19 protein-coding genes and 1 pseudogene are annotated in these 23,505 nt (G+C 43.5%); 3 read left to right on the top strand and 17 right to left on the bottom strand.

Translation table 11 applies throughout. The annotated features are described in order from the left end of the window. The first annotated feature begins 68 nt into the window (after positions 1-68). Positions 69-1,310: a D-alanyl-D-alanine carboxypeptidase family protein gene (locus FU659_RS11895; RefSeq protein WP_147947782.1), complete on the top strand. Its 1,242-nt coding sequence runs from the start codon at positions 69-71 to the stop codon at positions 1,308-1,310. Between the two features lie 339 nt (positions 1,311-1,649). Here FU659_RS11895 and nagA read toward each other — a convergent pair whose 3' ends face one another. The 16 genes and pseudogenes from nagA to FU659_RS38785 all read right to left on the bottom strand — a co-directional run bounded on the left by nagA (position 1,650) and on the right by FU659_RS38785 (position 20,534). After that, positions 1,650-2,795, bottom strand: a complete 1,146-nt coding sequence (nagA, locus tag FU659_RS11890; RefSeq protein WP_147947781.1) for an N-acetylglucosamine-6-phosphate deacetylase — start codon at positions 2,793-2,795, stop codon at positions 1,650-1,652. Continuing rightward, a complete protein-coding gene (locus tag FU659_RS11885) occupies positions 2,785-3,579 on the bottom strand; it encodes a DeoR/GlpR family DNA-binding transcription regulator (RefSeq protein WP_187274096.1) in 795 nt (264 codons plus the stop codon). Before FU659_RS11885 ends, nagA begins: the two co-directional genes overlap by 11 nt. 201 nt (positions 3,580-3,780) lie before the next feature. Next, complete coding sequence (locus FU659_RS11880; protein WP_147947780.1) at positions 3,781-4,254, bottom strand: hypothetical protein; 474 nt, start codon at positions 4,252-4,254, stop codon at positions 3,781-3,783. A gap of 79 nt (positions 4,255-4,333) precedes the next feature. Continuing rightward, the gene (locus FU659_RS11875; RefSeq protein WP_147947779.1) at positions 4,334-5,908 is read right to left on the bottom strand and encodes a right-handed parallel beta-helix repeat-containing protein; all 1,575 of its coding nucleotides are present in this window, start codon (positions 5,906-5,908) and stop codon (positions 4,334-4,336) included. Positions 5,909-5,946: 38 nt separating this feature from the next. Continuing rightward, positions 5,947-7,467, bottom strand: a complete 1,521-nt coding sequence (locus tag FU659_RS11870; RefSeq protein ID WP_147947778.1) for a response regulator — start codon at positions 7,465-7,467, stop codon at positions 5,947-5,949. Between the two features lie 20 nt (positions 7,468-7,487). Continuing rightward, positions 7,488-9,287, bottom strand: a complete 1,800-nt coding sequence (locus tag FU659_RS11865) for a cache domain-containing sensor histidine kinase (RefSeq protein ID WP_187274095.1) — start codon at positions 9,285-9,287, stop codon at positions 7,488-7,490. A gap of 59 nt (positions 9,288-9,346) precedes the next feature. Further along, positions 9,347-10,168, bottom strand: a complete 822-nt coding sequence (locus FU659_RS11860; protein WP_147947776.1) for a carbohydrate ABC transporter permease — start codon at positions 10,166-10,168, stop codon at positions 9,347-9,349. Continuing rightward, a complete protein-coding gene (locus FU659_RS11855; protein WP_261807784.1) occupies positions 10,165-10,647 on the bottom strand; it encodes a carbohydrate ABC transporter permease in 483 nt (160 codons plus the stop codon). Before FU659_RS11855 ends, FU659_RS11860 begins: the two co-directional genes overlap by 4 nt. Further along, positions 10,557-11,036: a carbohydrate ABC transporter permease gene (locus FU659_RS37075; protein ID WP_261807774.1), complete on the bottom strand. Its 480-nt coding sequence runs from the start codon at positions 11,034-11,036 to the stop codon at positions 10,557-10,559. Before FU659_RS37075 ends, FU659_RS11855 begins: the two co-directional genes overlap by 91 nt. A gap of 72 nt (positions 11,037-11,108) precedes the next feature. Then, complete coding sequence (locus tag FU659_RS11850) at positions 11,109-12,452, bottom strand: ABC transporter substrate-binding protein (protein WP_147947774.1); 1,344 nt, start codon at positions 12,450-12,452, stop codon at positions 11,109-11,111. 230 nt (positions 12,453-12,682) lie between these two features. Next, on the bottom strand, positions 12,683-16,420 hold the full coding sequence (locus FU659_RS11845) for an S-layer homology domain-containing protein (RefSeq protein ID WP_187274093.1): 3,738 nt from the start codon (positions 16,418-16,420) through the stop codon (positions 12,683-12,685). 441 nt (positions 16,421-16,861) lie between these two features. Next, a complete protein-coding gene (locus FU659_RS11840) occupies positions 16,862-17,446 on the bottom strand; it encodes an FMN-binding negative transcriptional regulator (protein ID WP_315971307.1) in 585 nt (194 codons plus the stop codon). A gap of 60 nt (positions 17,447-17,506) precedes the next feature. Further along, a protein-coding gene (locus FU659_RS11835; protein WP_261807783.1) for an IS630 family transposase occupies positions 17,507-18,569 on the bottom strand; the annotation gives its coding sequence in 2 pieces (ribosomal slippage) (positions 17,507-18,028 and positions 18,030-18,569; 1,062 coding nt in all). A 62-nt stretch (positions 18,570-18,631) separates the two neighbouring features. Continuing rightward, a complete protein-coding gene (locus FU659_RS35400; RefSeq protein WP_261807782.1) occupies positions 18,632-19,114 on the bottom strand; it encodes a tyrosine-type recombinase/integrase in 483 nt (160 codons plus the stop codon). Between the two features lie 92 nt (positions 19,115-19,206). Next, a pseudogene (locus FU659_RS38790) lies at positions 19,207-19,992 on the bottom strand (Tn3 family transposase); the annotation flags it as partial. A gap of 128 nt (positions 19,993-20,120) precedes the next feature. Next, positions 20,121-20,534, bottom strand: a complete 414-nt coding sequence (locus FU659_RS38785) for a DUF4158 domain-containing protein (RefSeq protein ID WP_397355565.1) — start codon at positions 20,532-20,534, stop codon at positions 20,121-20,123. 295 nt (positions 20,535-20,829) lie between these two features. Here FU659_RS38785 and FU659_RS11825 point away from each other — a divergent pair, with 295 nt between their 5' ends. After that, positions 20,830-21,297: a DinB family protein gene (locus FU659_RS11825; protein ID WP_147947772.1), complete on the top strand. Its 468-nt coding sequence runs from the start codon at positions 20,830-20,832 to the stop codon at positions 21,295-21,297. 216 nt (positions 21,298-21,513) lie between these two features. Further along, entirely contained in the window at positions 21,514-22,707 is a 1,194-nt protein-coding gene (locus FU659_RS11820) for a winged helix-turn-helix domain-containing protein (RefSeq protein WP_147947771.1), read from the top strand. A 67-nt stretch (positions 22,708-22,774) separates the two neighbouring features. On the opposite strand, the gene FU659_RS11815 is transcribed toward FU659_RS11820, so the two are convergent. After that, positions 22,775-23,230: a transposase gene (locus FU659_RS11815; protein ID WP_397355562.1), complete on the bottom strand. Its 456-nt coding sequence runs from the start codon at positions 23,228-23,230 to the stop codon at positions 22,775-22,777. Positions 23,231-23,505 lie beyond the last annotated feature (275 nt).

Raw genomic sequence — 23,505 nt, 5'->3', positions numbered from 1 at the left:
GTTTATAATAAATCTCACACCTTTGTCAAAAAGGTTATTTTTTCTGATTCTTATTGGGAGGATAGGGAATGAAGAAAGCAGCGGTCATCATCGTTATGCTCGCATTTATGTTAACACAGGCAGGAGTCGCTTATGGAGAAGACAAGCAACCAGCTATTTCCAGTGGAACAGGTATTGTAATTGATAGCTCGACAGGCGAGATCCTCTATCAAAAAAACAAAGATGAACAAGCGTACCCTGCCAGCTTAACAAAACTGATTACCGCCATCCTTCTTGAAGAACATAGCGTGAACGGAGAATGGATGACAGCAAGCAAAAAAGCCACGCAACAAGAAGCCAGCAATTATGTATTTAATTTAAAAATCGGCGAGAAGATGCAGAAAGAAGAGGCCTTGAAGGCGCTGCTCGTGATCTCGGCCAATGATGTGGCGATGATGATTGGGGAGCATATCGGAGGCGATGGGGCCGCTTTTGCCGCGATGATGAATGACAAAGCTGCATCGATCGGAATGACGCACACCCATTTTGTCACACCTAACGGTCTGCACGATCCCCAGCATTATACGACTGCATATGACTTGGCTCTGCTTGCCAAAGAAGCCATGAAGTACCCTGCCATTATGGAAGCTATGGGAACCGAAAAGACTATGGTTATTACGGATCAGCGGCAGGTGCAGATAAAAGATCGAAGCCTCATCTTTCAGAATCCATTAGCGTTGGGCGGCAAAACCGGATTTACTGACCAAGCGCATAATACATTAATCGAATATATGAAAAAAGACAATAAAACGGTTATTGCGGTAGTGATGAAATCGACGCGACAAAAAGAATATTCCGATGTGCAAACAATCGGCAATTATGGACTCGACCATCTGGAAGTGCAGCGAATGTTTCAAAAAGACGAAACCATAGGAGAAACGACCTTTAATGGCGAAACCGTTAAAGGCGTGCTGGGCGATTCCTTTGTGTTGACCAAATTAAAAAACAATCCGGCTGATTTTACATACACTCCTTTATTCACAAAATGGCAAAGCGGACAAGCATCGATCAAAGTCGGCGAGGTTATCGGTGCTTATCAAATTAAAAAAAACGGGGAACTCCTAACGCAAATCCCTATAGTCTCAGCCAAAGAAGTCATTCGTTCTGAACCTTTCACAAGCAGCAGTGAAAAGAGCAACGCCTCATCAAATTGGCCTTTCTGGACTGCGGCTGTCCTATTACTTATTGGATATGCCTCATTTCGCCGAATGAAAAAGAGACGACAACGAGCGCAAGTGTCGACGTTCTCCCAGCAAGAATACGATGCCTGAATTCTCTCACCTCATTTTATGTAGATTATTAAGCAAAATAAATAGCAAAAAGACACATCCTTCAATAGAGACTACTGAAAAATTATAGTTTTTGATTTTGTAAAATGCACTTAAATAGATAAAGGGGAAATCTCATTCAATTTGAATGGGAATTCCCCTTTATTCTATGGTTTTTCTCATGCATAAACTTTCTGTTCGATATGTAAAATGATGTAATCCCCTCAGGTGCTTTTCCAAAAGCAATATATTCGAATCTAGTCGTTCTATTGGAACACGTGAGCAAGCCATCAAGAACCAAGCCTGGGTCGTAAACAAGAAACAGAAACAGATACTTAAAATTTAGATCAATTCACCATTGATCAATGACCATTGTACTTGGAATTGTTCATCTAACAAGACAAGATCAGCATCAAAACCAGTTGAAATCCTACCTTTAGTGTCAAGACCAAGTATTCTTGCAGGCGTGGTTGACGCCATTTGTACAGCGTCTTTTAATGAAATGCCGGTTTCTATCGTTAGACGTAGTGCCTCATTCATCGTAACTGTACTAGAGGCTAATGTCCCATCCTCTAGTCTGGCAATACCCCCGGCAACTGTAACAAGATGGCCACCAAATATATAATTTCCATCACCTAGTCCCATCGCTTGTAAGGCATCCGTGATGAGCACGATGCCATCAGGTCCTTTCAAACGATGCATCATTCGAATAATGGCAGGATGCAAATGAATGCCATCCACAATGGCTTGGAGGCTCACATGTCCTTCTTCAAAAGCAGCTACAATTAGACCGGGATCCCGATGATGAATCGGTCTCATGCCATTAAAACAATGTGTAACGTGACTTGCACCTGCTTCAAATGCTTGCTTTGCCTCCTCGTACGTGGCATCAGAATGAGCAACGGCGATAATGACTCCCTTATCCTTCAAATAAGAAATGAGCTCCATACCGCCGGGTAATTCGGGGGCAATTGTAACCATCTTAATCAGCCCGTCTGCTTCATTGAAAATGTCTTCCATTTCCTTCAGATTAGGATGCCGTAAAAATCGTTCATTTTGCATGCCTTTACGTTTCGGATTCAGATAAGGACCCTCTAGATGAAGCCCCGCAATTTTGGCCCCGGCTTCATGCCCGATTACACGTTTCACACTCCGAATCATAGCTAGTAAATCTTCAATTGTAGAACTTACAGAGGTAACAAGAAACGAGGTGCAGCCTGTTGCAGCGCAAGCTCGCGAAACCTCCTGAATACTTGCCTCACTGCCATCCATCATATCAAACCCGTTAGCACCGTGAATATGCACATCAATCATGCCGGGTATTAATAAGTGTCCTTGACCATCCACAAGTTCATAATTGCCCTTAGGAAGAGCAGTATTCCCATTTTCTAACTTTTCAATGATGCCATTCCTTATCCAGAGAGTGGCAAGCTGAACGATGTCATTTGGTTGAACGACATTCACGTTATGCAAAATTTTAAGACTCATTTCTGATTTCCTCCTCGCTTTTTCCTTCCTCTTCGCATTGAATAATCGTGATATTTTTATTGTAGAGTACTTCTCTTATTTCGTTAGGTACCTCTTGATCGGTAATTAGAATATCCACAAAATCAAAATCAAAACGGTAGACTGACTTGCTTTTAAACTTTGAAAAATCGGCCACGACAATCACTTGATCCGATCTACGGGCCATCTCTTTTTTAACTGAAACATCATCTTCGTAAGGGAAGTAAAGCCCATCGGTTCGTATAGCCGCAGCCCCGATAAAAACTTTATCAGCTCTTAATTCTCCTAGCTTTTCAATGACGGAGGGTCCATATAGCAATCGATTTTTGGCATGCAGATAACCCCCAAGCACATATACCTGGAGGTCCTCTCTACCTGCAAGAATACTTACAATATCGATAGAATGTGTAATAACGGAAATATCTTTAGCAGAAATTTGTTCAGCTACAGCTTGCACAGTAGTCGATACATCCAAAATAACCGTCTCCCGATCCTTGATCAGTTGTGCTGCTAACTTCCCAATTTTCCTTTTGGTTTCTGGCGCATCAATGAGTCGTTCCTGATAAGTAGCTATCTCCCTTTGTAATTGAGGTAACGCTACACCTCCATGCGTTCGTATCACGACCCCCTCTTGCACGAGTTTAACAATGTCTCTTCGAGCTGTGTCCCTGGATACATCTAAAAGTGAGCAGATATCCATAACACTCATTGCATGGTGCTCGTTTAAGTAATTGAGTATTTTCAGTAATCGTTCTTCTTGATACATAATTTTCACCCCTTTTAAGTAATTTTATCACATTATTTAAGTTAATTAAATATAAAATTAAGCAATTATAAGTAATTCAAGCAATTGAAACTGGTGGATATTTGAGTTTTTTGGGATACTGGCTGATCTTTATACAGGAAAACAGGACACCCTCTCTCGAAATGGAGATAAGGTATCCTGTTTATAAAGAAAGCTGGATAGTCAAAGTTTATAATCCTGAAGAAGTCCGAAACGATTCATTTCAAAATTTTTAAATCCAAGCTTTAAGGCTGGAGACTCATCCTTCACTCTATAATCGCCTTGCTCGGGATCGACGAATAAAGGATCGCCATATACCGAGTTTCGATCAAGCCCAAGTGTTTGCCATTCCTCCAGCGTAAAGGTTTTGCTGCTGCTGCCAAGCGGCCGGAAATGAACAGTGGCTAGGAAATGGCCCAAATCGTTATAAAACAAATTGCTGTCCATTTCTTCTACCCAACTGCCTTGTAAAGGAGGCCCGATAAATTCGTACAACTTCCCTTTGGAATCGCCTTTTTGAAAATCGATATCGGTCTCGGGGTTGTCGAATTGCGAATTTGCGACAATAATGTTGTGTACAAATCTGTCGTGATTAGCCTCATAACCGATATGGATCCCTGGAGGATTAGCTCCGTTAACGAAAATGTTGTTTTCCACGGTACGGTAATCCCCCTCGCGTAATTTAATGCTCACGCCGATGCAGAGATTGTTATAGATATGATAGTTGGAAGATCCGTCATCCAGATCGATCGCCCCATCCTTTGTGGTCCCTAAAGCGATTATTCCTGATAATAACCGTCTGCTGAGCATCCCGCTTTACATCACCGGCGCAGTGCGAGGAAGGGCCGTGCGATTGATTTAGACACCAAAAGCGGTCGCGTCCCCATGAATTAAACGGACCGTGATCGCCAGTTTCCCGCACCGTATCGTGGATGTCATTGAATGCAATGACATGACCTCCCCATGTCCCATCATTGATGCAAATTGCCGCACGGGGCACATGGCATATATGATTATGGCTGACCGTGTTCTCCTTGCTAACCGACATGAAAACGCCCGCCGTTTGTTTGCCGAATGTACCGATATCGTGGATTAAATTGTTGCAAACCTCAATTTTGGATGAGTAAGCATGATTGCTGCCTAACGTAAGATGCTTGGAACCGACAATGCAGACGCCGCTTTCCCCAGCCTCCGTGATTTTATTCCCATATAAGATATTTCCAAGATTATAGTTGCTTAAAAAAATGGCATTTCCGCCGACGGCATCAAAAAAACAGTGCTCAACCACACAGTGCTCGCTGCCTTCGAAATAGACCGCTCCCCCTCGGTGAATGGTCCAGTCCCCTAAGGAAGGTGCCTCGTAAGCTTCAAGAAACGTCGTTTCCGTATGAGCGATCTGAAATCCCGACAGGCGAATGTGATGCACAGGAGTTTCTTGGGAACCTTTGAATTGCAACAACCTTTTAAGACCCGACACCTCCACTACGGTGTTATGAATATCAACGTCCTCCTGAGGCATCCAATAAAGCTTTTTTTCCTGCCTATTGCAATACCATTCCCCTGGGCTGTCCAACTCCTCAAATACATTCTCGATATAATAAAGAGACCGTTCGTCGATCCCCGTAGCATCTTCACCTTGCATGATATCGTTAATCTGATACCCGCCTTTTCCCAAATAAACCGTATTCGCATCCCAATCGATATCCGCCACCTGCCACTGAAGGTTTCCCCAATAGTTCTTCGCCAAAATATGCACAATTGCTTCCTGGGGATTGCTCCATCTCTTCTTCGTGAAAGTGGCAGGGTCAAACTTAAACTGTGTGTGCGGCCACACAAGCTTAGATGCAGCGGGGTGAAGCATCCCGCCTGCTTTCGTACCTGCCGTATCTGCTTTCGGATATCTGGCACGCGTTTGCCTTCTGCCATCGACAAATAACTGAGTAAAGCTAATATCGGTTTCTGCCCAATCGGATAATTCGCATACAACGATTCCATCCCGATAAGGCCGCCATTCTCCTACAATTCTCCGCCCCCCGCTCAAGATGACCTTTTCCCCCGGATAAGCTTGATACGTAATAACGACTCCTTCACTGCCGGAATCCTCAGGCTCGAAGGTCAGTGTGTTTTCGAAATAATACGTCCCTTCGCGAACCAACACAGTGAACTGTCCGTTTACCTGCTGTTTGAATTGTCGGATTGCCTGTCGTGCATGTTCTAACGTAGCGAATGGTTCATCTAATGTGCCTGGATTCGTATCCTTCCCATTATTGCCTACATAAAACGTATAAGTTTCGTAAGATTTCTTTTCCATGATATCCTCCGCGATGCATCTTATTGGTTACCATACCGTTACTGCCGATTGCCCGCTTCCTGCTTCATAAACTCAGTCGGACTTTGGCCAGTCACATCCTTAAAAACTCGGCTGAAGTAAAAAGCGTCATCATATCCTACCATCGAAGCGACCTTCTTTAGCGCGATACCCGGGCAGGCTGCCATACATTCTTTCGCTTTGTCTATCCGGAGCTTGGTGACATATTTGTTCGGTGTAATTCCTTTACTCAGTTTGAATACATGGCTCAAGTACGTTTCGTTATAGCCAAAAAGGTCATAAAACATTTTATAGGAAATTGGCTGAGTAAAGCTGGCCTTCAGAAACTGCTCCATACGGTCAACGATTTCCGCGATAGATAAGTTAAGGGAAGAGGTCCCTTCTGAATGCTCATAGACCATATCGATCATACGACCATAGCGCACATACAGATCCTGGTAGCCAGTAGCCCCCGAGACGATCTCTGAAATTTCCATGGAAAGATCTGATATCCCCTTATAGTTCTTAAGCCAATGGATAAGCTTCAAAACCAACTGCTTAAGTAATTCCTCAACAGCATCCTGCGTATATCCCTTGGTTTCCCACTCTTTCAGCAAGCCTTGCAGATTTTTTTTGACTTCATTCATCGTCATGCCATTAAAAAGCGCATCGTATCTTTTCTCGAACTCTTCTGTCATTATGAATGGAGTCGAATTCGTTTTTTCTTCGATATATAGCCCTGAATGACCAAATACGATTGTTTTGCTTAAAAGGGTCCTAAGTTTTTTGATTGCTTTGGGAAGCTCTCTTACATCCAATATCATCTTCCCCACAATCATTTGTATAGGAAGAACATCATTCATTAAACGTTGTTTTAACCCGTGCGAAACTCTCTCTATTCGGTTTTCCTCCAGGTCATCCCCTCCAACAATGACAATTTTTTCATTTAAAGCGAAGCCATTCAACACCCAAACACGGGCTTCGCCCAGTTCATGTTCCAATTGTTTCCGAAGATCTACTTGTTCCCAAAACTCACGACCCGGATGATCAGAATCTTGTACAGAATTGCCGGCATAATGACCCGAACAAACGATCGTCGGAATAAATTTCAGCGAACCGAAATCGATATCCCCAATACCAGAGTAATCCTCGAAATAAACCGCTTGGCTGATCGCCGCTTGTTCCTCTACTGATTTTCTAGTATCTAATGAATGCTTTAACCCCTGCAGCATGCTTTGCAGCTTCTCCATTTGAATCGGCTTTAAAAGGTAGTCAAAAGCATGGCTACGCAGCGCTTTGACAGCGTATTCAAAATCGTTATGGCCACTCATGATGACGCAAGCGACCCCTATATACTTTTGACTTACCTCTTCGAGAAGGGTAAGCCCATCAACGAAAGGCATGCGTATATCCGTCAGGATGACGTCAGGAACATCATCGTTCAGCATCTGCAATGCGTCTCTGCCATTCCGGGCGACTGCGCTGACTTGGAAGCCATAATTTCCTGTATCAATGAGATGCTTTACCGCATAAAGAATCGGTGGTTCGTCTTCTACCAGCATTATTTGTACATACTCTCACCTCACTCGCCGATAGGTCCCCCAATAATTACGATGGCTCCGCCTTGTTCTGAATTATAAAACTCAATCGTTTCCTGGCCTTTATAGAATAAACGCAGCCTCATAAACGTATTGATCATTCCAATGCCGCCTTTGCTTTTGTCGAAAAAATCGCCAGCTTGCAGCAAGTATCGGTCTGCTTCCATTTTGTGTTTAATTTGCCTGATCGCCTCGGCTTCAAATCCTCTTCCGTTATCCTTTATTTCAATGGTCCATCGTCCATTCCTGACCGTTCCCTTCATCTTTAAGATCCACGGAGGTTCGATATCCATAAAGGCATGACGGAATATATTTTCCACTAAAGGCTCTAATGTAAGCTTAGGAATGGGGACCTCCATCAAAGCTTCATCCATGTCGATCTCAACTTGCAAATCATTCTCGAAACGAAGCGACATCAGCTTCAAATAGTTCTGCATATGGAGCACTTCAGATCGCAGCGTCGTTTTCCCATTGTCCGAATCGATCGTATACCGCAGCATATCTGATAAATCGGCGCACATTTGCATGACTTCGATGTTTCCCTTTTTAATACCGTAAGCTCCGATGACAGCAAGCGTGTTGTATAAGAAATGAGGATTCATCTGCGCTTGCATGGCCGACATATGTGCACTCATCTCCCGTGAACGGGACTCCACCATAAGGTCCATTGTCCCCTTTACTTCGTCCAGTAAATCCTGAAATGCTTGTGCGAGCAGCGTGATTTCATTCCTTTGGCCTGTTTTGAGCCTAAGTCTAAGGCTATCCATATTAACCGATAATACAGACTGTTTTAAGCTGCGGATCGGTCGGGTAATATTCCTCGTGTAAATATAGAGAATAATTAAGAAGATTGCAAAGATAGAGAAATAGGATACCCATGTCATCGTGCGCAAAATCGTGATCGGCCGCTCAAACTCGGCATTATCTTCCAGCAGCAGCATGCCCCAATCAACTACAGCCAACTTGTTGAACGTCACGAGATAATTGCGGTGGTTTTCCGGATTTGTCACTTGATAATTTCCGTATTTGGCTGTGCCGAGAAGACCATCATAGAGCCAATCGCCACTCGAATCGATATTAAAATTGTGGTAGATGAGTGTTTGATTTTGGTCAAATATAGCCCCTTGGAGCACACGGGAATTCCCTTCAACTTCAAACAAACGGTCGATTTTCTCTAAATTGTAACTGACTTCTATGAGCCCTTGTATCTCGTAATTCGTGCTCCTCAAAGGTCGAACGACGGAAAAAACAGATTTTCCTTTTGAAGTCCATTCATCTTGGTGCGGCGGCAAGAAAAATTTGTAGCGATCCGTCTGCATAGCTTCTTTAACAAATGCAAATTTCCGTACATCGTTCTTCGTGATGTTTTGCGTATCGCTTTGATTGCTGAAGTCTAAAAAATCTTGATACTTAGAAACAATACTAATTCTGCCATTCAACGGCTTCAATGCGGTCAAGGAGAACAAATAATTTCGGATTTCCTCGCTAATCTTCGGGTACGTATCAAAATAATTCTCATCCGGTATTTCAGGTATATTTTCCAACACATTCATGATCATATCCGACGAGTTCACGGAAATCGTCATATTGTCAATTTGGGCTAGGAGAAGATCAAGCTGCTCTTGAATTTTTTGCACGGTGTGCTGCTGTGTGACCACCACATTTTTTTGGACAATCGAACCTGTATACAAGTAAAATAGCCCGGTAGAAACGGAAAGCAGCACAGATGTAAGGACAGAAAAAGAGATGAACAACTTATATTGGAATTGCATGCCTTTAAACAATGACTTCACTCCAGAGCACATCGCAGTTTTACATCCAGTATAACATAACAGATCAAGGATCAGCCTTTTACCGCGCCAGCCGTCATACCAGAGATGATATACTTTTGAGCGAACAAATAGGCGATTACAACTGGCATGGAAACGATGACCATGTTAGCTGAAACCAAATGCCAACTGCGGTTGAAACGCCCGAAGAAGTTATATACCGTTAACGGCAGTGTCCACATCGATGATTTATTCACTAGGAATAGTGGGTAGTAGAACTCGTTCCACACCCACATGAAGTTTAGGATGGCAACGGTTACCGTAATCGGAAGCAGCAGAGGCAGGATGACCTTATAAAACAAGGAGAATCCGATACACCCGTCTATAATCCCCGCTTCGTCTAATTCTTTGGGCACAGTTAACATAAATCCACTGAACAGCATGGTCGCAAAAGACATGAATAACGCCGTGTACACAAGAATGACAGAGGTGTATGTCCCATAAATATGTAGGAATTGCAACGTTTTAATGGTCGGCAATGCGGCAAATGGAGCGATTAAGCCTAGCGTCATCATACTGTAGATGGCTCTATTCAGGGTGCTTCGATTCCTCATGATGGTAAAACTAAGCGTACCGCTAAGAATAACGATGAGCAGCACGGAACAACCCGTGATAAGCATGCTGTTCATTAGCGCCTGAAGCATCTTCCCTTGCACGAAAACCGTTTTATAATTTTCAAAATGAAAATGCTCGGGCAGCGAAATGCTGAGCTGGCTGGCTTCGCCAAGCGATTTGAATGAGGTCATAACCACCATGGCAAGCGGATAAAGAATCGTTAAACTCAGCAGCCACAAAATAACTTCCCAAACGATTGGATATCTCCTGCTTGTAGTCATAGCTCCACCTCTGTTTTTTGAGAAAACTTTTGGTACGTGAAAGCTATGGCGACAAGGAGTAAGCAAAATACGAGATTAATCGCCGTAGATTGTGCATACCGATCTTGCGAGAATTCGTTGAGGATTAATGTGCTGAACGTTTCCGTATCATGACCTGGTCCTCCGCCAGTTAGAATATACACGATATCGAACACCCTTAGCCCGTAAATGATGCTTAATAAGATATTAATATGAATGGCCGGCATTAACAGCGGGATCGTCACGCTTTTAAATCGTTGCCAAGCGCTGGCGCCATCAATCATCGCAGCTTCATAGTAATCTTTGGGGATCACTTGTAAACCGGCTAGAAGAATCACGACTGCATACCCTGTAGATCTCCAAATTTCGGCTAAATTGATGACGAATAACGCAGGCAAGCGACGTCCCAACCATTCAGGTTCCCACGCTTCGAGTCCAATTTGAGTGACGAAACGGTGGATAACACCGCCTTGTGCATCAAAGATCGCATTAAATAACAACCCGACAACCAATGCTGACAAATGATAGGCAAAAAATAGATGGTCCGAAGCAAATTTTGGCTCTTTAGTTGCTGATTTAAAATAATCGCAATGAGGAGACCAAAGCCATTTTTCAAAATCGTCGTGATGACTGTGAAGCTAATCGTATTCCAAGCGGCGCCGCCAAGCGACTTGTTGGTTAAGATTTCAGCAAAATTGGCGAAGCCTACGAAATGAATACCTTCGATAAATGGGTTCCAATCCGTGAAAGCAAAGTAAAAGCCCACTAGAGAAGGCACAATGAAGAACAGTAAGTAGACGCCTAATGGGAGAAACGTTAAATATTGCGGATAGATTCGTTTTAAGTTCATAGTCACTCACCTGCCTGGCTTAATAATGAGGGAAGACCTCTAAAAAGGTCTTCCCTAAGGGCACCGTTACATTTAGAAACCAGGAATTTTTTGTGCTTTAGCTGCTTTGATGCGCTCATCGTCCATGGCTTTAATCGCCTGCTCTGCTGTTTTCCCGCCCAGCATCAAATCCTGCAGCGGTTTTACCATCTCTACTTGGCTGTAGCCGATGATGTTTTGCTGGACGGATGCATTCATCAATTTATCAACGGATTCCTTGGCTGCTCTATATTGTGCTGTTGGTTTGTTCGACGTTACGCTTTTGAAGTACGTTTGCGTAGGCTGATCTTTATAGATCTCATTCAGGTTTTCAGGCTTCGCCATGAATGCAATAAAAGCTTTCGCTTGCTCGACGTTTTTGCTGTTCTTGTTCACATAGGTCCCGATCGCATTCGGTCCCTCGTACGTGCCCTCCTCATTGACCCCGAGGTACATCGGCATAAGGCCAAATTTACTGGATGCTCCTTTGGCTTTCGGCTCGATATCCGATTCCAGATACGTATCCCAAGCATAAACCATCGCATATTTCTCGCTTGTTAATGCCGCGGGCTGACCATCCCAAGTATTCGTTGAGAACTTCGTTCCCAGATAACCCTTGTCAGCAAGCATCTTATACCAGTCGACTAAGCTGTTCAGTTCTTTAACATCAGCGAACTTCGTCTGATTGGAATTTAATCTATCCAGCAGGTCCGGCGTTTTCTTGAGGACTGGATCGAAACCGAATTGCGGCAGAAGCGGCCAAATATCTTTGAATGCCATGTAAATCGGTGTGATGCCATTCTTTTTCAGCGTCTCGCAGGCTGCTAAGAACTCATCTTGTGTTTTGGGAACCGCGATATTATATTTCTGGAAAATGTCTTTGTTATACAGCATGCCGCTGACAGACCCCTCCCAGAGAGGGAATCCATAGACCTTGTTATTTACTTTTACTTGTGGCAATACGAAATCTTTCAGATCAGCAGCCCACGGCTCTGCGCTCATATCCACGAAGTTTTTATCAGGTTGGATCGCAGATAGTTGATAACCGCCATAGTACATCACGATATCCGTCATCTCGCCCGTGGCGAACTTCGTTTTCATAACTTTTTCCCAGCTATCGATAGGAACCGCTTGAATGTCCAGCTTATTTCCCGTTTTCTCTTCATACATTTTCCAAGCCTTTTGCGTCAGCGGTTTATTAACCCAATCTTGATTAGCCATCAAGGTCAATGTCACTTTTTCAGCCGTCTTTTCAGGCGCTTTTGTTGCCGCAGCGGATGCTTTCGGAGTAGCCGCCAAGTCCGCTGCAGGAGATGTAGTTTTCGTACCGCAGCCTGCTAATAAGGAAACAGTCATGAGACCGGAAATCATCGAAAACAAAATTTTCTTATTTTTCATTGCATGTTTATCCCCTTTATCGCTATTTATAAAACGTTTTCATTTCACCCTGCATTTCTCAGGCCTTTCATGATTACCCGGAATAATCATACCCTTATACTAATCAATTACTGACATTTGTAAAATAGAGCATTCATATGAGTTGCATGGACGATCTATAGAAAAATATAACCTGCGGAGACTTTTTAGAAGCTGCCGCAGGTTTATTCAAAAGAATCAGCGTCTAGTTGCTAGTCGATCATTTTTAATACATGCAGAAGTCTGTCGAGCATAACAGCGGCTTCCCCGCGAGTCGCATTGGCTCCGGGAATGATCATCTGCTCCGTCACTCCTTGGATAATCCCTTCATCAGCACATAACGCTAACGATTCTTTAGCCCAAGCGCTGATCGATTGTTGATCCAAAAACTTCGATAGTGCTTGATCGGAGTTTTGCTGTGCGTTTACAGATTTGCCTGCATATTTCATCATTCTGACAATCATTACTGCCATTTGCTCACGTGTCATGTTCCCATTCGGATTAAACGAGCCATCTTCATATCCGTTTATGAGTCCAGCTTTAGCTGCGGCACTAATAGGACCTGCAAACCAATCCTCATTCTTTACGTCAGAGAACGCAAGCGCGGCTTGCTCCGTTTTTAATCCTAATACCCTTACCAATAATGTGGTGAATTCTGCGCGGGTAATCGGTTCATTCGGTGCAAAACTGTCCTTCGTTATCCCTTCAAAAACGGAGAATGAAAGCAGTAAGTCAATTTCCTTTTTTGCCCAATGACCTTTAATATCATTGAATTCAGGCACCGGCCCAGCCATCTTTGTTAGTTTGGCAATTGGCTTTAGATCCGGTTTTTCTGTCCCTCCTGGGGTTGGTTTCGAATCTGGTGTACCTGATGAATCCGGTTTCGGATTCGGCGTTGGCGTTGAATCTGGTCCTGGATCCGATGGCGTAACCGATTTTGCAGACGTTGTAAACGAAAAGCGATACTCGCTTCTCATACCGTTCCCCATCTCCCCTTTAATCGCAGAGGCTGGAATTATCAATTCATACCTTGTTGACGGATTGAAGCCCCCCTCCGGATAAACGGACAAAGTATGTTCACTTATGGAAGCGACTGCTTGCACCGTTGTCCCTCCAGATTTTAACTCAATAAGATCGAAGTTAGCTCCTTGCTGCACCGGTTGGTCAAATGAAACTTTAGCGGCCGCAAGATTATAGGGCACGTTTATGGCTTGATTCGAAGGTTCGCTTGAGACAATGGCAACCGGCTCGACGAACTGCACGGTTACCGTTGCGAGCTCGGAAACCTTATTCCCGTCATCTATGACATAAGTAAAGGTGTCGGTTCCGCTTGCTCCCGCATTCGGGGTATAGCTGAACTTTCCGGTTTGGTAATCGATGGCGGCCGTCCCCTTTTGACCGTTCTTCTTGATTCGGAACGTTAACATCCCGTCATTTTCACTCACCGTCGACAATTGACCTAAGATATCCTCATTGGAAGTGCCTTTGGCCGAATAATCGCTGGCTGCAGGGTTATCGTTCCCTTCCTGTCCGGAGACGATTCTAAAGGCGTCTACGAGCATGTAATCGCCGTCTTTCTTGACGAGCTTAATCGTGTGCGAAACGTTGGGAGACAATTCTCGTTTCGTAAACAGAACTTGATTCGTCTTCCGGGATGCGGAATAGGAATTCACAGTTCCTGCGCTATTTCCGTCCACGAATACTTCGATATTGCCTTGGTTGGTATCTGTCTCCGTAATAAACTGGACTTCCGTTCCTTTGAACATAAACTCCGCGCTATCCCCGTTGGTCATTGTGTAATGCACGTCCGTCCGATACGTACCGCCACCGGCGCGTCCCGAGCTCACGTCCCAACCTCCCGCATAAACAATGCGCGGGTCCGAATCGTTATACATGTCAGGCTGGTCTCTCGGTTCGTCGGTTCCGACGATGCCGTATCTGGCCGCGTTTTTAACATGGATCATCATTTGGGTGGAGGACGGATTCAACGAACCGTCTTCATACATCATCAGGTTATAGCTCAGTACTTGTTTGTAGCGCGTCGCTTCAACGATGCGAGATACCGCTTCGCTAGCGGACAACAAAGGAACGATAGGCTGATTGGGCAGATGGATTCCCCAGTCGTCCTCAGTGATAAACGCCGTGTGAGCTTGCAATCCCTTATACCTGCCGTCGCGCATGATCCCGTTATCGTTATTGGGCAAAGGCATCCACCATTCGGAGGAAACGTAATCCTGGAAGTCCGTTCCTCTCGGTCCTCTCGCGTTGTTATAGGTAATGATCCGGTCGGCGTTACCCGCTTTGGCCGCCGCCCCCAGCTCCTCGTAGTCTGCCGGATAGTAGATGCAATCGTCGTCGATATACCACCCCGCCAGTTTCGTCCCGTAACGGTTTCCGACTTCGGTCATAATGTTTTTCCAATTGGTCAGAAACTTCGTCTTATCGTCCATGGATACCCAATTCGTGTCCCACCAATCTTTCGTTTCACTTCCCGTGTGATAATAGAGCATCAGTCGAATGCCCTTCTTGTTCAACGCATTCACCAACTCTCCGATCAAATCGCGCTGAGAAGTGTGCCCTGGGAGAATGTTATCGATCGATTGAATCGGGGCAGGAAAATAATAACTCCACCACGAGACCGACCAAACGACGTACCCGGCCCCCATCTTTGCCACCTGATCAGCGAAAGCGTTCACATCGAAATCGTCGATCTGCTTAGGCCATTGTTTTTTGTCGCCAGATTGCGGATAACCCCATTCCCCCCACTGAAAGAACACGCCATATTTGGCATCCTTAAACCACTGCGTATCCGAACGGAAGCTAGTAATTCTTTGTTCCATCGCTGGAACTTCAGCAGCTGGGATTAATTCAAGCGATTTGAACTCATTAGAATTCGGGTTCGTGGCAGTCACCAAGATTTCGCATAGCCCTTTAGGAAGCGTTAACGTACCTGTAGCTCTGATCTTATCCCAGTCACCAGTACCCGTGAACTGAACACTGCCGTATGTGACGCTTGACACCGTGACGACCGAGTTCGTCGGGGCCTTTATTAATGCGTCGACCACATATTCTCCTGCGATAGGAACGTTAATGTTCCATTTGAAGAAATCGGTTTGGGCATTCCAATTGGTAACCCAGAATCGCTTATCTTTCTCATGCCCATGATCGATGAATTGCCCGAGTGAACCGGAACGTTCAGCCCTGTCAGCCATCAAATAAGTAATCTTTTTGGCTAGTATTGGAATGGCTTCCAACATATCAATGGCATATTTCGCATCTGTTAGTTTCGTAATGCCCCCGACCAATGCTTTTTGCGCCTCCGTCAAGAGGTTATAATGCTGCTGTACTGTTTGCACGGCCTGTTTGTCTGCCAGCGTCACCGACGCTTTGTCGGGCAGCAACTGAATTTCGGCTTGTACATGGTCGGCAAGCTCTTGGTCCGTAAGCGTATCATCGACATATTTGATAAATGCATCAAGCTGCAAATATGAACCGCTTTCTTTAATCAATCTAATCGTATGTATTCCATTTGGCAACTCCTTATTACTATATACAACTTGCTTGGCTACGTAATCCGAAGCCCCTATGGCTGTGTCTGCGAGACCTTGTGACACCCCATCAACAGATACGCTAATTTTTCCGTAATTGGGATTATTACTTGCCGGAGCGACTACTTCAATCCCAGTGCCGATAAACGTATACTCTGCCGAATCGCCGTTACTAGAGGTATAGTGTATATCATTCTGAAAATCCCCGGCCCCCCTGCCGCTTGAATACCCCCACACTCCACTGTATATGATCGATGAATCTGTATCGTTGATATATACCGCAGTAGTTACCGCCATGGTGCCCGCCGTTGCTCCGGCTGCAGCTTCTGCTCTATTTATTGAGGTAAAATTGACCATACTGCATAATAGCGTAAAGACTAGTGATAGCACTATAAATCTCATTTTTTTGTTGGAAGACATCGTTCTTTACCCACCACCCATTTATATTTTTCTTAGGACTACTCCTTGTTCCCTTTCATTTGTTTCATCGATTGCTTATAACGTGTCCACCTCCACTCGCCTTTTTTTAACATTAAACCAATAAAACCACTTTTGAGAGCGGTTTCAATTTAGTCATAGCTTTATATTCGCTTAATTTTACAGCCAACAGAATGGATAAAGTATAGAATATACATAGAGAATCCATAGAAGATACAATATTCAACCTGAATTTTCGACAGCCTATAATCGTGGTTCCCAAATGACATGCAAAAAGCCAGCAAACTCAAGCTCAAAGTTTGCTGGTTTTATGAAGTCGTACTCCACGGCAATAAACAGAAATACCCATTCCTTCGAATAGAGTATTTTCATTATGGAAGTTTCTCTAAATTTTCTCGCATTAGCTTAGCAATCTATTTCGAATTTGTCATCTTCTTGCAATTCCAATGCGTTTATTACATGTTCTTGTCTTTCCTTTGAATGGTTTTGGCTTAGCTTCCACTTCCCCTCTATTTTAGATATTTGAATTTTAAATCCGACAATAGCTTTTGACAAATTATCAATGAAATTAGTACCTGCTTTGCTCATATCCCAAGCATTCGGGTTTCCTGTTTCATAATAAGTTACCGAATCATCTAAAATTCGCATTAAACTTTGGTTATCTTCAATTAATTCCAGATTCCCATAGACATGGACAGCAACATAATTCCAAGTGGGTACAGATTGCGGCGTTTCATACCAAGAAGGCGATATGTATGAATGGGCTCCAGAGAAAACAACCAACACTTCATTTTTGACGTTTTCCCATTGCGTATTTGCTTTTGCCATATGACCATATAAGCATCCCTCATGTCTATCTAAAAACAAGGGCAAATGAGTGGCAAATGGTTTTTCATCCTTCTGGGAGAATAAAATGGCAAAACCATTTTTTTCAATAAAGTCATAAATGATTGCGTTTTCATTCATCTCAAATGTTTTAGGTATGTACATAAAAACCTCCAATTAATATTTTGTATATTTATACTATAATATCCGGCATTAAAGACTCTGTTATAACTTGAGGCAAAGACGATCAATAATTTGCAGGGGATCTTTACTAATTTCTTCAATAAAAGCTTTGACTGCACTTCGTATTTCCTCGACCGTGGCGAAAAAAACATTATAGATGACCGACTTTTTCAACCATGCCCATAAGCCCTCAATTAAGTTTAACTGCGGACTGTAGGGAGGTAGAAAAAAGAGTTCAAGTTGCTGCACATGAGCTTTCAGGAACGGTTGGATCAGTTTTGCATGATGGATCCGGGCGTTGTCCAGAATCATCACGGTCTTTCCTTCAGGATATTTGGCAACGATGTTTTCCAGGAAAGAAAGGAATACTTGGGCATCATACTGACTATGTTCTTCCCAATAGATTTCACCTGCTTCATAGTCGAGTGTGCCCATCAGTTTTGCACCATGATGTTTTCCGTAAGTTGGAATTACTATCTGTTGCCCCTTGGGAAACCACGTATTAGCCAAGGCTTGATAATCTCGAATCATACATTCATCTTCAAACAGGATTCGATCAATTTCGCGACGAAGCAATTTTTTTTATCTCTTCGAATTCTTGTTTGAATGCTTCCTGTTTCTTGGGATCAGCTTTTGCTAAGGTATACGTGGGTTTCGTGTAACTAAAGCCTAAACGGTAAAGCAGTTGCCTTGTCCCTCGGTCGGAGTAATTAACTTGGTATTCTTTCTTAACCCATTGTCTGACCAATCCCGATGTCCAGTTCATATTCGCTGGAAACCCAACATCGGCGGGTATTTTATTGACGATGGTTTGATATAATTCTTGTTCTTGTATAGGTGTGAGACGAGTCGGGCGTCCGGGTGAGTGATCTAATTGCAGTCCCATTAACCCATCTGAACAATATGTCCGAATATACGCGCCAACAGTATCGATATTTCGATCTAGAATGGCAGCAATACGAATTCGGCTTTCACCGGAAAGAAATAAGAAAATGCACTGATAGCGTTCGTATAACCGTTTATCACTTGTTTCTCTCATAGCCATTTTAACTTCTTCTAATCGCGTTGCTTTATCGTCAAATTGAACTGTTTTTGTTCTCGCCATTAACTTCACTCTCCCCATAGGGGTAATACCAGCGTAGCTGACACCACCCGCAAACGTATGGATTAAATTGGAAATTTATTAATAACCTCGTTATATTCATTTTGAGCATCGGTAATTGCCAGCTTTGAGTATACTTCCAAAGATTTTCTGCTTTCATGTCCGGAATAAGGTTGAATAAGTGCGTCATCGATGCCCTGCTTTTTTAGCCAGGTTAATAGAAAGTGACGCAGTTTATGAGGAGAAAGGTTTTGAGATAAATTGGCCTCCTCTGAATATTTAGCCAAAATCTTGCGGATTCCCCTGTCTGTGTACTTTTTCTTCCATGAGGACTCAAACAAATAGGCCGCTTGCTTCTTTTTCATCGTATCTGCATGCATGGCCAGCAGCTCTTTGAAACTCTGAGGAAATGGAACAATGCGGTCTTTGCTACCCTTTCCTTTGTTGATCCGGATCTGGCAGTAAATAAAATCGATGTCCGAAAGCTTGATTCTGATTAACTCACTGACCCTGACACCTGTATACATGAGGGTTTTCACGATCATCATGTCCTGAAAATTCTTAGCCTTCCAAACCACTTCATAGTATCTTTTTAATTCTTCCTCTGTGGGCACGTAAGGCAGCTTCTTTGATGAATTTGGAGCCGTAAAGCTGTTGCATACTTCATCATTTGATCATATTGCTGACGGATCAGTTCCCAATTAATCGGACGCGTGAGTACATGCTGCAGGTTCGCATATGCATCAGTCATTCCCGGCTCCGGACGGTATAACTTTTGTGTATGAATAGCTTTTAATCGAGGCATGAGTTTGTAACCAAGTAAATGACAGAAGGCAAATGCAACCTCACTTTGTCCATGAGAATCAACATAATTTTTCTCCACTTCCATATCGGTGCAGTGGCGCAACAACCCTTCCATCATCGCGGCGACTTCTGATGAAGAACACGATTTAAGCTGCGAGTAGATGCAAGTCGAATTTCTCTCTACGTGCCAATAAATCATAACACCGCGGCCGCGGTACCGGATATGCCATTCCGTCATAAGGTTCTGATCCCACGCCCCGAATTTCTTTGAATCGGAGGCGCAAGAGGTTGTTCCTTCACCCCATATTTCCTGCATACGAACTTTGAAAATAGCGTTCACAACCTCGGAAATCGCGTTGCGAAGGTTATCCTTGTGAATGAATTTGCGTCGGACGTAAAGGAGATCTTTATAGCTTTCACCGTGATCACCGGCGCTTACACGTTTTAAACCGGTATTCGTTCCCAAACCGTAAAGAGATAAGATCAACCGCTTTTGCAGCGTATCCCGGTCTAATATCTCTCGATGTGCCACCGTCTTGAACATTTCTGTAAACGAAATACGTAAATCGGTTTCCTTTAAGATATCCAGCAAGCTGGTCATTGGCCAGCGGCGCGTAATTTCAGGGAGTCTAGCAGAGTTAAAGATGCGGAAGGCAGCTTTTGATATGTCGCTTGGAAGAAGGATTCTTCATATGTGTGAATGGCTGAACGGATCAAACGCTCAATGCGGTCCGGTGAAGGAGGCACGATTTATAATTCATGAAATCGACGGTAAACGCGTTCCTTTAAATGCTCAAATTCATGATCGTGGTGCAGAACATGTTGGCATAGCCATTCTGTCATTGCCTGAGCGTCCTCTATTGTATCCTCTCGGAACCCGAAGAATTCCCGGATCTGCGTTCGGTGGTAGGTGATCGAACGACCGGTCCAATCGTACTGAGCATATAATTCGGGCTCAGAGAAGATTTGTTTTGCAATGTATGCGATAACCGCTTTGGGAACTTCGTATTTATGGGTTGGAAAACGGGCTTCATTTTGAAAAAACTTGAGTAGTACGGCAAATCCAATCCTGGTTTCCCCAGTCTTGTTCTCGATCAACCTCATCTCGTTCGGTAGGATCGTAAAATGTTCGATTAATTCGTCCAGTTCCCAATTCCGTTTCATGTTATTTCCTCCAATTGAAAGTTTCTATAACGGTGAGTATCGGAACTTAGTACTTGGAATAAGTATATCCAAACTGTATATTTTAGACAATAAGAGTCTCAAATAGCTCGAAGTTCCGTATACAAAAATAAATTCGGTACTTATTTTATTAATGGGGACGGGCAGTTAAGTTTAGCGGATACAGATGTTTTTTTGTACGCATTTTTTAACAAGAACATATGTTTGTTTTTTCCTTTTCTTTTGAGCAAATATTTTGTATGATAAAAGAGACGTGAATGATAGAGGAGGAGTTTGGATGTATCGACAAGTGGATGATTTTTTAAAGGAATGGGCAGTGGCTGTGAAAGGGACATTGCAAGTATTACAAGCCGTAACAGATGACAAATTAGGACAAAGTATTTTTGAAGAGCATAGTACACTAGGTTGGTTAGGCTGGCATTTAGTAGAAACAACAGGTTATTTTAGTCATTTAGCAGGTTTAACTGTACCAATGATTGGTCAAGATGAACCAGTTCCAGCGACAGCAAGAGAAATTGTAGCAGCTTACGAAAAAGCAGCAGAGGCGGTCAAGGAAGAGGTAGCCAAGCTATCAAATGAGGACTTGCTAACAGAAACAGGCTTAGAAAGTCTTGCAACAAAAGGTTCATTATTACGTTTCTTAATTGACCACCAAACACATCACCGCGGCCAAATGATGGTGCTATTACGTCAAGCAGGCTTACCAGTACCGCCTGTGATGGGTCCAACAAAAGAAATGCAATAACGAATAGATGTCTTCCTTGGTAGTGGCTCCTCAAAGTTAGAGTTTTTAATATGCGGCTGATTGGTTGGTTTGAGTTCGGTATTGCATTGGACTCACCCAGCCAATAAAAAGTACAAGAAACACCCTCAGCGAGTACGTGAACAAATTCCCCTTCACGCCTTCGTTTTTATTTTCCCCTCCATCTTCGACTGTACTAAACTAGAGGTAGGTGCAAACATGATCCAATTAACAAACCGCCAGGCACGGCAATTTCTGTTGTTGAAGCATGGACTTTTGGGCGAATATAAATTTAGTGAGAAGCAGGGCGTATTGGACTTTGCTCGGCAGGTCAGCTGCATTCAATACGACCCCATCGATGTTTGCGGAAAAAACGCCGAATTGGTGCTACAGTCGCGAATCAAGGGATTTACCAAGGGAATGCTCGCCGAGTTGCTGTATGAGGATAGAAGCCTTGTCGATTATCCCGACAAGAACCTGGCCATTATCTCTGTCGAGGACTGGCCGTATTTTGAGCGATACAGGCAAGCCGCCCGACAACATGCCGAACGCTATCCCGAAATGGAAGCGTTGACAGCGCAAGTACGGGCTCATATCCAAAATCACGGTACACTAAGTTCGGATGATTTAAAATTGGATGGAGATTTCTCTTGGCAATCGGCCATCCACTGGAGCGGTGGAAACAATTCATCTCGATCGGTGCTGGAACAGATGTATTCGACGGGTGAGTTGATTATCCATCATAAAAAAGGAACGCGTAAATATTACGATATAGCCAAGAAGTACATACAGCCAAATCTGCTGAATGCATCAGAGCCGCTGGAGGATGAGCTTGAGCATCATAAGTGGCGGGTACTGCGTCGAATCGGCTCTGTTGGTCTCTTATGGAATCGTGCGTCAGATGCATGGCTGAATATATGGGGGTTGAAAGCAGCACAGCGCACCGAGGTTTTTCGCCAGCTATTACACGAAGCTCGCATTGTTGCTGTTGCCGTGGAACAAATGAAGGATATGCTGTACTGCCTCGCGGAGGATTTACTGCTTATTGAAGCCGTTCTGCAAAATCAGGAGCCGAAATTGCGTTGCGAGCTTATTGCCCCTCTAGATAATTTCATATGGGACAGAAAACTTATCAACGAATTGTTTGGCTTCGATTACACCTGGGAGATTTACACGCCTGCAATCAAACGAAAATTCGGCTATTATGTGCTGCCTCTATTATATGGAGAAAGCTTCATTGGACGAGCCGAGATAATCGTGGAGCGAAAAACTGGAACGCTCGTTCTTAAAAACATCTGGTACGAGAACGGTGTGAAGCAAACAACGCAATTGCGAACAGCCTTGAACAGTTGTTTCCAAAAGTTTGCGATATTCAACGGGTGTGAGACGATTTCGGCAGAGTCTATGAACTGATATTTCCTGTATTTGTATAGGGATAATAAAGTTGTTTACTTTTGAAGCAGGCCTGTTGATTACCAAATTATGTAACACAAATAACCCACCGGGGGTCGTATATCTGAATAATTTGTTGAATGGCTACATCCCATTCAACAGGGGGTAGTTTCAGGCTAAATAAACGTGTAAATCGAGCAAATGAAAAAATTGCATGGTTGGCAACTACTGAATTCGTAGTGTCAAACAACCATTTTAGCAGGACATAGACGATTAAAGCTACAAACAGTTGACCATACACGGCATTCTCTGTTGTACCGAACAAAGTAGGAATGTTTAAATGTTGCTTAATCCAACGAAAGAACACCTCAATTTGCCAACGGGCTTTGTAAATCTGTGCGATTTGTTCTGCCGTAACTTGCATCAGATCTGTAACAACACGGATCTCTCGACCCTCAAAATCCTGAAACATAACAACACGATGACGTTTATTAGTGGAGACATCGCATCGATACCGTTCTGAATCGACATCCTCACCAACCATAAATTAAAAGAGGTCATTCCGCTAACGGATAACGTTAGTTTAACAAACAGGCCGCAATTGGTACATTTATCACTCATAAAAAGAACTCTTCAGACTCGGAGGGTTCTTACATTTTTATCCATGTGTTTGCGGGTGGTGTCAGCTACGCTGGTATTACCCCCCATAGGTAATTTTCTACCAATGGAAATCTTACGCTGTATAACAAAATGGATCGTCAGTTATCATGTGAGCTTAATAGGATCGAAAGCCTATTTTGATGACGACTCTATCAAATG

The organism is Paenibacillus sp. N3.4 (genome assembly GCF_008017805.1).
Lineage (GTDB): Bacteria > Bacillota > Bacilli > Paenibacillales > NBRC-103111 > Paenibacillus_E.
This window is presented reverse-complemented; position numbering and strand designations above follow the sequence as displayed.

Bases quoted from the DNA above. Each gene is read 5' to 3' on its own strand.
- FU659_RS11895 (WP_147947782.1), top strand. From the start codon at position 69: ATGAAGAAAGCAGCGGTCATCATCGTTATGCTCGCATTTATGTTAACA.
- nagA (WP_147947781.1), bottom strand. From the start codon at position 2,795: ATGAGTCTTAAAATTTTGCATAACGTGAATGTCGTTCAACCAAATGAC.
- FU659_RS11885 (WP_187274096.1), bottom strand. From the start codon at position 3,579: ATGTATCAAGAAGAACGATTACTGAAAATACTCAATTACTTAAACGAG.
- FU659_RS11875 (WP_147947779.1), bottom strand. From the start codon at position 5,908: ATGGAAAAGAAATCTTACGAAACTTATACGTTTTATGTAGGCAATAAT.
- FU659_RS11870 (WP_147947778.1), bottom strand. From the start codon at position 7,467: ATGCTGGTAGAAGACGAACCACCGATTCTTTATGCGGTAAAGCATCTC.
- FU659_RS11860 (WP_147947776.1), bottom strand. From the start codon at position 10,168: ATGACTACAAGCAGGAGATATCCAATCGTTTGGGAAGTTATTTTGTGG.
- FU659_RS37075 (WP_261807774.1), bottom strand. From the start codon at position 11,036: ATGAACTTAAAACGAATCTATCCGCAATATTTAACGTTTCTCCCATTA.
- FU659_RS11850 (WP_147947774.1), bottom strand. From the start codon at position 12,452: ATGAAAAATAAGAAAATTTTGTTTTCGATGATTTCCGGTCTCATGACT.
- FU659_RS11845 (WP_187274093.1), bottom strand. From the start codon at position 16,420: ATGAGATTTATAGTGCTATCACTAGTCTTTACGCTATTATGCAGTATG.
- FU659_RS11840 (WP_315971307.1), bottom strand. From the start codon at position 17,446: ATGTACATACCTAAAACATTTGAGATGAATGAAAACGCAATCATTTAT.
- FU659_RS35400 (WP_261807782.1), bottom strand. From the start codon at position 19,114: ATGATGATCGTGAAAACCCTCATGTATACAGGTGTCAGGGTCAGTGAG.
- FU659_RS38785 (WP_397355565.1), bottom strand. From the start codon at position 20,534: ATGAAACGGAATTGGGAACTGGACGAATTAATCGAACATTTTACGATC.
- FU659_RS11825 (WP_147947772.1), top strand. From the start codon at position 20,830: ATGTATCGACAAGTGGATGATTTTTTAAAGGAATGGGCAGTGGCTGTG.
- FU659_RS11820 (WP_147947771.1), top strand. From the start codon at position 21,514: ATGATCCAATTAACAAACCGCCAGGCACGGCAATTTCTGTTGTTGAAG.
- FU659_RS11815 (WP_397355562.1), bottom strand. From the start codon at position 23,230: ATGGTTGGTGAGGATGTCGATTCAGAACGGTATCGATGCGATGTCTCC.